The organism is Actinoplanes sp. NPDC051494, from assembly GCF_044454705.1.
GTDB lineage: Bacteria > Actinomycetota > Actinomycetes > Mycobacteriales > Micromonosporaceae > Actinoplanes.
In genome coordinates this window covers 920,294-926,435 of sequence record NZ_JBITDZ010000003.1, presented here as the reverse complement: position 1 = coordinate 926,435, position 6,142 = coordinate 920,294, and the positions used below count along the sequence as shown (strand labels likewise).

Genomic DNA, 6,142 nt, shown 5'->3' with positions numbered 1-6,142 from the left:
TGCAGCGTTGGAGGCCTTCATCTGTTCACCAGATCGATCCAAGATCCTCAGATCGAGTGGTCACAACCCCTCGACCAACGTCTGGGGACATCACAGCTAGACGAACATCGTCCTTCTACGCGGCGCAGGTGGCGCCGTTGAGTTTGAACCCGGTGGGGGCGGCGGCGTTACCGGTGTGGTTGGCCTGGTAGCCGATGGTGGTCGAACCGCCGGCCGCGAGGGTGCCGTTGTAGGTGGCGTTGGTCGCGGTCACCGCACCGCTGGACGGGGAGTAGCTCGCACTCCAGCCTGAGACGATGGTCTGCCCGGTGGCCAGCGTGAACGCCAGGCTCCAGCCGTTGATGGCGGCGGTGCCGGTGTTGGTGATGGTGATGCTGTTGGTCAGGCCGGTGTTCCACGCGCTGACCGTGCTGGCGACCCGGCAGGTGCCGGTGCCACCCGGCGGCGGGGTCGTGGCCGGAGGTGTAGTGGCCGGCGGAGTGGTGACCGGAGGGGTGGTGGCCGGCGGGGTGGTCGGCTGGCTGCCGCCGGCACCGCTCATGATGGCGTCGATGATGCCCTGCTGCGTCACCGTGGCGGAGCTCCGGTCGAACAACCCGAAACCGTGCTGCCCGTTGTAGCCGTTGTCCCAGTACGCGGTGGCCGCACCGTACTTCTTGGCGGCGGCGACCAGCGTCCGCGCGAAGTCCGCCCGGTATCTGTTGTTCGTCGCGTCGTACGTCGTCTTGTCGATCGCGCCGTACTCACCGACGAACACCGGGTAGCCGCGCGTGACGAAGGTGTCGTACGTCTTCTTCAACTGGGCGTCCAGATAGTCTGCCTGCCCCCAGGTCGACGTCTTCGCCGGGTTGGTCGCGTTCGGCCCCCACTGCGTGATGACGCCGTCCTCCTGCCCCGTGAAGTCCCAGGGGTCGTAGTAGTGGACGGAGATCATGATCCGCTGCTCGGCCGCCGGAACGGTGGAGGACCGGTACTGGTCGGTGGGGATCGCGAAGCCGTAGCTGCCCACGGTGTAGTCGATGTTCGTGTTCCAGCCGGGCACCAGCAGCCAGCGGGAGGCGTTGTTCCCGCCGGTGCGGCGCACGGTGTCCACGAAGATCTGGTTGTACGCGTTGATGTTCGAGTAGCACGGCTGGGTGGGGTTGCCGTACTGCCCGTCGAACTCCTCGTTCATGGACTCGAAGATCAGGTGGTCGTTGAAGCTCTGGAACTTCGTCGCGACCTGGGCCCAGACCTTCTGGTACCTGTCCTTGACCGTCGTCTGGTCAGACGCGTCGCAGATCAGCCAGGACCCACCGACGGTCTTGTAGCCGTCGCCGTGCATGTTGATCACCACGTACAGACCCTGGCTGTGGGCGTAGGTGACGACCTCGGCGATCCGGGTCAGCCAGGCGGCGCTGACCGTGTAGTTCGGGGCCGCCCCAATGGTGCCCAGGTAGGAGACCGGGATGCGGATCGTCTTGAAGCCCGCCGCCTTCACGCGGTTGATCAGGGCCTGCGTCACCACCGGGTTCCCCCAGGCCGTCTCACTGGGGATACCGTTGTTGCTGGCTTCGAGCGAGTTGCCCAGGTTCCAGCCGGCACCCATGTCGGCGACCAGCTGAGAGGCGGTCGCGGCCTCGGCCGGGGCCGGTCTCGTCACGCCGTAGGCGGCTCCGGCGAAGGTGAGGGCGGCGGCGAACAGCGCCAGCCCGGCCTTCCTGGTTCTCGATCTCATCAGAATTCCTCTCTTACGCGCACACGGCGCCGTTGACGGTGAACGCGGACGGTCTCGGGTTGCTGCCGCTGTACGACCCGTTGAAGCCCGGGCTGACCGTGGCGCCGGGGGCCACGGCCCCGTTCCAGGACTGGTTGGTCACGGTGACCCGGGTGCCGCTCTGGCTCCACTGACCGGTCCAGCCCTGGGTGACCTGCTGGTTGCCCGGGAAGTCGAAGGCGAGGGTCCAGTTCGGCCACGCCGTCGCGCCGGTGTTGGTGATGGCGACCGTGCCACTGAAGCCGGCACCCCAGTCGTCGGTGCTGTACACGACCCGGCACCCGGCGGTCGGAGCCGGCGTGGTCGGGGCAGGCGTGGTGGGAGCCGGCGTGGTCGGGGCAGGCGTGGTCGGAGCAGGCGTGGTCGGGGCAGGCGTGGTGGGCGTGGGGGTGGGCGTGGTCGCGTCGGGTTCCTGGCCCCAGATCCGGGTGCCCGCTTCGTACAGCGGGACCCTGGGGTTGACCGCGGTGCCCGGCAGATAGGACGGGTCGTTGGCCGGGTCCCACGTCCCGCCGTCCGCCACGCCGACCTTGAACTGCACCTCCATGCGATACGCCGACTGGCCTGCCGGAGCGATCCTGTACCCGGTGCAGTTCACCTCGACGTACCAGATGTCACCGGAATACTGCTTCGCGGTGGCCGGCGCCGGGCAGCCCTGCGTGTAACCCGGGGTGACCTGGAGCGCCGCGGTGCCCTCCCGGCGGAAGTAGTACCGGTACGACGCCTGGGTGAGCGCCCGTGCCGGGAACGCCGACTTGTTGTAGATCATCACCTTGAGGGCGGTGCCCCGCGTCTCGTTCTGCATCACCGTCGTCTCCACCGTGACCTCGTCCATGTCCGGCCGCTCGGCCACCGGGAACGTCGCCGAGGGCGGGCCGCCGTACTCCCCGTAGAGCCGGGCCAGCGCGGACGTGAAACCGGCGTTGTAGTCGGTGGCCACCTCGTTCATCACGTAGTCGGTGCGCACGTCCTGGTACGCGTCGTCCGGCGCGGACGGGCCGCCGACCAACGCGCCGTACAGCACGTGCCGGGTGTTCGCGGGCGTGCCACTGTTGTCCCACCAGGACCCGTGGGCCGTACGGTGGTGCGGGTTCTTCGGTGAGTTCGCGCCGAACCCGATCAGATAGCTGGACCCGCGCGGGTTGTCGCCGAGCGCATAGTTGATCTGGCGGACCGCGAAGTCGTGGTATCGGGCCTTACGGACCGGATCGGTGATCCGGTCGCTGTAGACCAGCGCGGCGAACGCGGTGTTGGCCGCGTACCGCAGCGATCCCCAGCTGTCCAGCACGGCCTCGCCGCCCGGGGAGTACCGCACCTTCTCGCCGTTGACGCCGACGGTCCACCAGTCCAGCCAGCGGTTCGCGTCGTCGGCATACTTCTGCTTCCCGGTCAGTCCGGCCAGCAGCACGTACGCTCCGAACTGCTTGTTGTCCCAGGCCAGCGTCCACTTGTACGAGTGGGTCGTGGTCTGCGGTTCGGTGCCGAGGGCGTCGTACTCGCTCTCCGCCTTGGTCAGGTAGGCCGCCTCGCCGGTCGCGCGGTGCAGCCAGATGGCGCCCCACACCAGCTCGTCCTGGTAGCCGCTCCAGGACTTGTAGTAGGCGGCGGCGTCGGTGATGCAGTCGCTGTACACCTTCCGTACCGTGTCGGCAAAGGTGTAGAGCTGCCGGGCGTGGGTGAGCAGCTTGTCGGCATAGGCCGCGTCGGTGGGCCGGAAGACCATCGAGCTGGCGGCCATCGCGGCCGCCGTCTCACCGGCGAGGTCCGAGCCACCACAGGTCGCATCGATCTTGTACGCGGGCCGCGCCATCGGCATCACCTCGGCCGGCCCCCACCACTTGTGGTCGTCGTCGCCCCGGCCCACCTGCCCGTACAGCACATTGGGCGACGGATGCGCCTTGACGAAGTAGTCGTTGGACACCCGCAGGTTGTTGAGCAAAGTGGTGAGCTGCCCGGACGCGGCATACGCGGCCCGGTTCTCGACCGCGCCCCAGGCCAGCATCGTGGTGCTGAACGCCATCGGGAAGCCGAACTTGACGTGGTCGCCGGCGTCGAACCAGCCGCCGGTGAGGTCGAGTCCCACATCGGAGCCGTCCGCCATGGCCGCGTCGCCGCGCCACGACACCTGGCTCCACGCGGGCTTCTTGCCGGCGATCTGGGCCTGGTAGAAGAACATCGACTTCTGCAGCGCCTCGCCGTAGGCGAACGCGGGAGCCGCCACGGCCGGGCGCGCGCCGTTGCCGACGACGAGGGCCGCGGCGGTGAGCGTGAGGGCCACGGCCGCTACGGCGGCGCGGCGATACCAGGGGAACGACCGCATGAGGCCCGCCTTGTCATCCGGAGATCGATCGACGCCCACCGATTATGGAAGCGCTCCCACACCATAACCGGCGTGTTTCAGATTTGTGAAGACTGCAAACACTGCAACTCCTTGTCACCGGATCGAAGCGTATCTATCGTCGGCTGGTAAGCGCTTTCCCTCAGGTGGGCGGCTCGACGATGAAAGTGGGGCACCGATGAAAAGATCAGTCGCACTACGGTGGGTAGCCGCGGGAGCCACCGCGGCCACGAGCGCCGCGATCATGCTGATGTTGCCGACGCCGTACGCCCTGGCCGCCGACAACCTGAGCATCGGCGCCGGCGCCGACGGTTCCAGCAAAGCCAGCGGCACCAGCTACGGCAACGTCAAGGACGCCAGCACCGGCACCTACTGGTCACCGAACGGCTCGACCGGGTACGTCTCGATCAAGTGGACCAGCGCCACGACGGTGTCCTCGGCCGTCATCACGCAGGCCTCCGGCGGTGGATCGATCAACTCCTGGCGGGTGCTCAACGCCGACACCAGCGGCGTGCTGGCCAGCGGCAGCGGCAGCCCGGGCACCATCACCTTCGCGTCGACCTCACTCAAGAAGCTCACGTTCGAGATCAGCAGCGCGTCCGCCGCGCCACGGATCGCCGAGTTCGAGACGTACGCCGGCGGCAGCACGACCCCGACCACCCCGCCCGCGACCACCCCGCCCACCACCACGCCGCCCACCACCACCCCGCCTCCGAGCGGCGGCACCCCGACCGGCGCGTGGCCGAGCTCGGCCGGCTCGGTGTCGATCTCCGGCACGGTCTCCGTCTCGGGCACGTTCGACGGCGGGATGAAGACGTACTGCTGCATCGGCGACGGCTCGCAGAGCGAGTCCCAGGACCCGATGTTCGAGATCGCCAACGGCGGCACACTGCAGAATGTCATCCTCGGCTCCCCCGCCGGTGACGGCGTGCACTGCCTGGGCACCTGCACCATCCGCAACGTGTGGTGGAACGACATCGGCGAGGACGCCGCGACGTTCCTGGGCACCAACGGCGGCACCAGTTACGTCATCGGCGGCGGCGCCCGCAACGGCAGCGACAAGACGTTCCAGCACAACGGCAACGGCACCGTCAACATCTCCGGCTTCTACCTCAGCGGCTCCGGCAAGCTGTACCGCGGCTGTGGCAACTGCACCAACTCCTACCAGCGCAATGTCAAGATCGACAACGTGCTGCTCAACGACATCGACATGGTCGCCGGCATCAACACCAACTGGGGCGACATCGCCACCATCACCCGCGTCACCCTGACCAACAGCTCCAGCGCCACGGTCTGCGGCATGTACAAGGGCGTCCCCAAGGGCAGCGAGCCGTCCTATCTCGGCGCCGGCTGGAACACCACCAACTGCAAGGTCACCCAGAGCGACATCACGTACAAGTAGGACAGCTGCGGGCCGGCCTCTCACAGCCGGCCCGCAGCTCGTTCGCCACCGGCCGTACCATCGGGCCATGGTCACTCAGCCGGCGCAGGCCGGCATCGCCGCCGATGTGGCGGTGTGAGATGTCGCGACCGTCTAGGGAGCCGGCGTTCGAATCCTGGTTGGCCGGGATCACGCGTGATCCCCACCTCGGCGCCGACCTGGACGACGTCGGCGACGACGTCCGCGAGTGGCTCGCCGCAGTGTTCCGCGACAACGGCGAGCTGGACGCGCGCCGGCTCGATTCCCTGGTGTTCGAGCGCCGCCGTGACCTGGCCCGGCTGACGGTCCGGGCGCTCGCCCGGGAGGCCGCACCCGAGGTGGGGGCCTTGTGGGCACTCGAGGTCCGCACGGTCGAGCCCGGCGACGACGAGCCGGCGGGCGCGGTGCGGGTCGGCGTCGAGACGATCCTCTCCCTCGACCGGGCCGGCGTCATCGCCGAGGCGGCCGAAGGCGTCCAGGGCTACATAGCGCGCGAACGCCAGGCCATCTGGCCGGCCTGCCCGGTCCACGGGCGAGGGCTGCACCCGGCGGTACGCTCCGGCGCCGCGGTGTGGATCTGCCGCGACGGTGACCACACCGTCGCCCCGATCATCGGGGAATAGTGGCG

General features: G+C 68.5%; 4 protein-coding genes. 2 read left to right on the top strand and 2 right to left on the bottom strand.

What is annotated here, in order from left to right:
* Positions 1–115 precede the first annotated feature (115 nt).
* Positions 116–1,717, bottom strand: a complete 1,602-nt coding sequence (locus tag ACIA6A_RS16750; RefSeq protein ID WP_396098525.1) for a cellulase family glycosylhydrolase — start codon at positions 1,715–1,717, stop codon at positions 116–118.
* A gap of 13 nt (positions 1,718–1,730) precedes the next feature.
* The gene (locus ACIA6A_RS16745) at positions 1,731–4,076 is read right to left on the bottom strand and encodes a glycoside hydrolase family 9 protein (RefSeq protein WP_396098524.1); all 2,346 of its coding nucleotides are present in this window, start codon (positions 4,074–4,076) and stop codon (positions 1,731–1,733) included.
* 196 nt (positions 4,077–4,272) lie between these two features.
* On the opposite strand from ACIA6A_RS16745, the gene ACIA6A_RS16740 reads away from it, so the two are divergent.
* Together ACIA6A_RS16740 and ACIA6A_RS16735 are read left to right on the top strand one after the other, a co-directional pair.
* Positions 4,273–5,496: a pectate lyase gene (locus ACIA6A_RS16740; protein ID WP_396098523.1), complete on the top strand. Its 1,224-nt coding sequence runs from the start codon at positions 4,273–4,275 to the stop codon at positions 5,494–5,496.
* A gap of 158 nt (positions 5,497–5,654) precedes the next feature.
* The gene (locus ACIA6A_RS16735) at positions 5,655–6,137 is read left to right on the top strand and encodes a hypothetical protein (protein WP_396098522.1); all 483 of its coding nucleotides are present in this window, start codon (positions 5,655–5,657) and stop codon (positions 6,135–6,137) included.
* The last annotated feature ends 5 nt before the right edge of the window (positions 6,138–6,142 follow it).